The 3,503-nt window shown below is 60.3% G+C and carries 3 protein-coding genes; all 3 read left to right on the forward strand.

The window, feature by feature from the left end:
• A partial coding sequence (locus VJR68_RS15155) for a hypothetical protein (protein ID WP_324149009.1) occupies positions 1–1,156 on the forward strand: 1,156 nt, incomplete at its 5' end.
• A complete protein-coding gene (locus tag VJR68_RS15160) occupies positions 1,153–2,700 on the forward strand; it encodes an oligosaccharide flippase family protein (RefSeq protein WP_324149011.1) in 1,548 nt (515 codons plus the stop codon). The genes VJR68_RS15155 and VJR68_RS15160, both read left to right, overlap by 4 nt.
• 24 nt (positions 2,701–2,724) lie before the next feature.
• Positions 2,725–3,503: hypothetical protein (locus VJR68_RS15165; RefSeq protein ID WP_324149013.1), on the forward strand; the 779-nt coding region annotated here is incomplete at its 3' end.

Here is a 3,503-nt window from a genome sequence, read left to right on the forward strand (position 1 = left end):
TGAGGCGTATGCCAATTACGTCGCCACGCAGTTTCAGTGGGCGCGGCCATTGCCGGCGAACGATCCCACCGCATGGTTGTTCGACCGGCCATCCACGCTGTTCAAGGCATACATTCGCACCGGGCGTTTCGATTATCTGCAGGCGGCCGATCTCAGTTATCACTTCTACATGAAATACATCCGCCGCGACGGCTGGGCGATGAGCCCGTTCTGCGCTGGCGGTTGGACGTACAACGACAAGCCCTGCGACGTGAAATACGTCTATGTCGAGCCGATTCTGCTGGCGTTGGCGCTTACCGGCGACGACAGCGAGCACGATCCGCAAACCGTCGACAAGATGATGACGCTGTGGGAGAACGGCGGCTGGGGCAACCGGCCAGGGCCGTATACCAGCCCTTCGCAGCATTTCACCGAGCGCATGACGGGCCTGGGTCTGCTGGAAACCGTCAGCGCCTATGAATTGACCGGCGATCGCCGCTATCTCAAGCGTGTCAACGATCGCATCGGCTGGCTGTACGAGCATCAGCGCAACAACCCGGATGGCCTCGGCGATGACGGTTCCTGGCGCAATAGCTGGAACCTGCACGAGGACGATGCCTGGAATCCATCCACTGACGTGCGCGGCAGCTCGCCGTGGATGACGGAAAACATCATCGACGGCCTGTGGCACGCGTGGCTGGTTACCAGCGATCCGCGCATCCCCACCATGATCACCGCGTTTGGCCGTTACCTGGAGCAATACGGCTGGATCAAGCCGAACCTTCTGCATTACGAGCACGATTGGCGCAATCCCTGTTCCGGTCCGGATGGCCAGATCGCGTGGTATTGGTCCTCGTCACGCGCCGATACCAAAGCGCTTTCGCATATCGAAGATTCGGATGGCTGGTACAGCGATGCGCATACGGTCGAGATCGCCTTGCCAGTGGCCGCGGCCTATTACTTCGAGAAAGATCCCAAGCAAAGCGCCGCACTGAAGCACCGGCTTGATGCGCTGGAGTCTTCCTACAACATCGATTGCGCCAAGTCGGCCGATCCGCTGCGGCGCTTCAACTGGAACAATCGCGGCAGTGGTGTCGTCGCCTGGCTGATTCGCCAGCCGCCCGGTAGCGGCGCCCCGGCAACGCCGTCAATCGCAGCCAAAAGGGTGACGCCATGAAGCAGCGCATGGCGGTATTGCGCAGCGTCACCCTGGTATCGGCCGCCACGTATGTCGAGTACGCATTGGGGCTGGTCGTCAGCATCTGGATCGCGCGCACGCTGGGGCCGGCGGATTTCGGCCGTTACGCGTTTACCGTATGGCTGTGCAGCTGGTTGATGACCTGCAGCAATCATGCGTTGACGACGTCGTCGACCAAGTTCATCGCCGAAGCGGATGGGGCAGGGCGGCCGGACCTGGCCTCGCATATCGCGCATCGCTTGAGCCGCTACCAGAACCTGAGTTCGCTGATCGTGATGCTGCTGTTCGTCGCCGCGATCGTTGTGATCCGTCCGGTCGAATGGCGGCAATCGTTGTGGCCGATTACCGGGCTGGTGATTATCGCCGTAGTGTCCAAGGCGAATTACGCCATGCTGGTGGCAATCGAAAAAGGGCAGGAGAGCTTCGAACCGGTATCGATTGCGACGGTACTTGCCGGCGTCATCAACGTCGGGTTGATCACTGCGGCCACCCTGACGCACGCCGGCATGGTGGCGTTCTTCGCGTTGTTCGCGGTGGCGTGCCTGATGTTGAACCTGATTAACCGGTTCGCCTTTCACCGCTACTGCCGGCCCTTTGCCGCCGGCCCGATTCCGGATGACCTCAGCAAGCGCATGACGCGGCATCTGCGCCTGACAGCCGTGCTGGTGTTGTTGATTTCGCTGCGCTCGAGCACGATCGAAGTGTTCTTGCTCAACACCTATGCCACGTCCACGGCGGTCGGTTTCTTCGCCATCGCTTCCACGCTCACGCGCGGCGCTGTCGAACTGCTGTCGGTTGGCCTGACCACCACCTTGCTGCCGTACATGGCCAAGTCATTCGGCAAGAGCGGCACCGGACAGGCCGCGCGGCTGCTCACCGAGTCGGCGCGGTTCTACTGGGCCACCGGTCTGGTGATCGCCGGGGTCGGCCTGGTCACCACGCCTGAAATCGTCACCTTGATGTACGGCAACCGTTACGTCGCTGCCATTCCCGCCATCGAAGCGATGCTGGTGCTGGCTGGATTGCTGCTGGTCAGCAACAGCATCGGCGCATTCCAGATCGTGGTCGATCGCCAGGATGATCGCGTGCGCATCTCGTCGCTTGCGCTGATCGTCAATGCCGTGTTTGGTGTCGCACTCGTACCGTTTTTCGGTCTCACCGGCGCGATGATCACCTATGCCAGCACCCGCTTCGCGGAACTGGGCCTGGCCATGTTCTATTTGCGCAAGGCCACCGGCGGCGGTTTGCCGCTGATGCCGATGGCACGTTTGTTTGTCGCCGCATCGGTAGCGACGGCGGCGGCATGGCTGAGCGTGGCGGTGATACCCAGCCGCTTCGGTTTCATCATCGGCGGCTTGGTATTCATCGGCATCTTCGCGCCCGCCAGTTTCATGGTGCGCTATTGGAGCGAGGAAGACTGCCAGTTGATGACGATGATCACCAATCGCCTCGGACCGCCCGGGCGCACGCTGATGCGAGGCCTGACCAGCCTGCATGGCACGGCGGCCAAGGCGGCGCCCTGACCGGCGCAGGCACGGGAGTCCTTCATGCATTGGAAAGCCAAGGCCACGCTGCAGAATGCGGTTTCCCGATTACCGGCGGGCTCGTCCTACGCCACTTACTATTGGCTGCAACGTCATTTCGGCGGACTGCGCCATATCAATCCGGTCGCGCGCTTGCGGGCCGGCATGGAGACGTGGCGGCAAATCGAAAAACTCGGCCGCGATCCGTTCCATAAAACCTTTTTCGAGGTGGGAACCGGGCGTGTTCCCATGACACCGCTGGCCTATTGGCTGATGGGTGCCAAGCGAGTCATCACCATCGACCTGAACCCTTACCTGAAAGCGGAATTGACGCAGGAATGCCTGCAATACATCGCCGATCATGCGCAAGAGATGCGGAGCTTGTTTGGTCCGTTGCTCAATCGAAAGCGGTTCGAAGCGCTGCTCGATTTCGAGCGCCAGGATGTTTTTGACCTGCAGCGTCTGCTCGACTTTTGCCATATCACGTATATCGCGCCGGGCGATGCGGCGCACACGGGTCTTGACGCTGATGCCATCGATTTCCACACCTCGTTCAACGTCTTCGAACATATCCCGCGCACCGTATTGCTTGCCATTCTTGACGAAGGCAATCGCATCATCCGCAGCGATGGTCTGTTCGTTCATCGCGTGGACTACTCCGATCACTTCTCCCATTCCGATTCGCATATATCGCCGATCAACTTTCTGCAGTACTCCGATGTGCAGTGGGAGCGTTACGCGGGCAATCGCTACATGTATATGAATCGCCTGCGCCATGATGATTTCCTGGCGTTGTTTGAATC

It is taken from the genome of Dyella sp. (genome assembly GCF_035277725.1).
Classification (GTDB): Bacteria; Pseudomonadota; Gammaproteobacteria; order Xanthomonadales; family Rhodanobacteraceae; genus Dyella_B.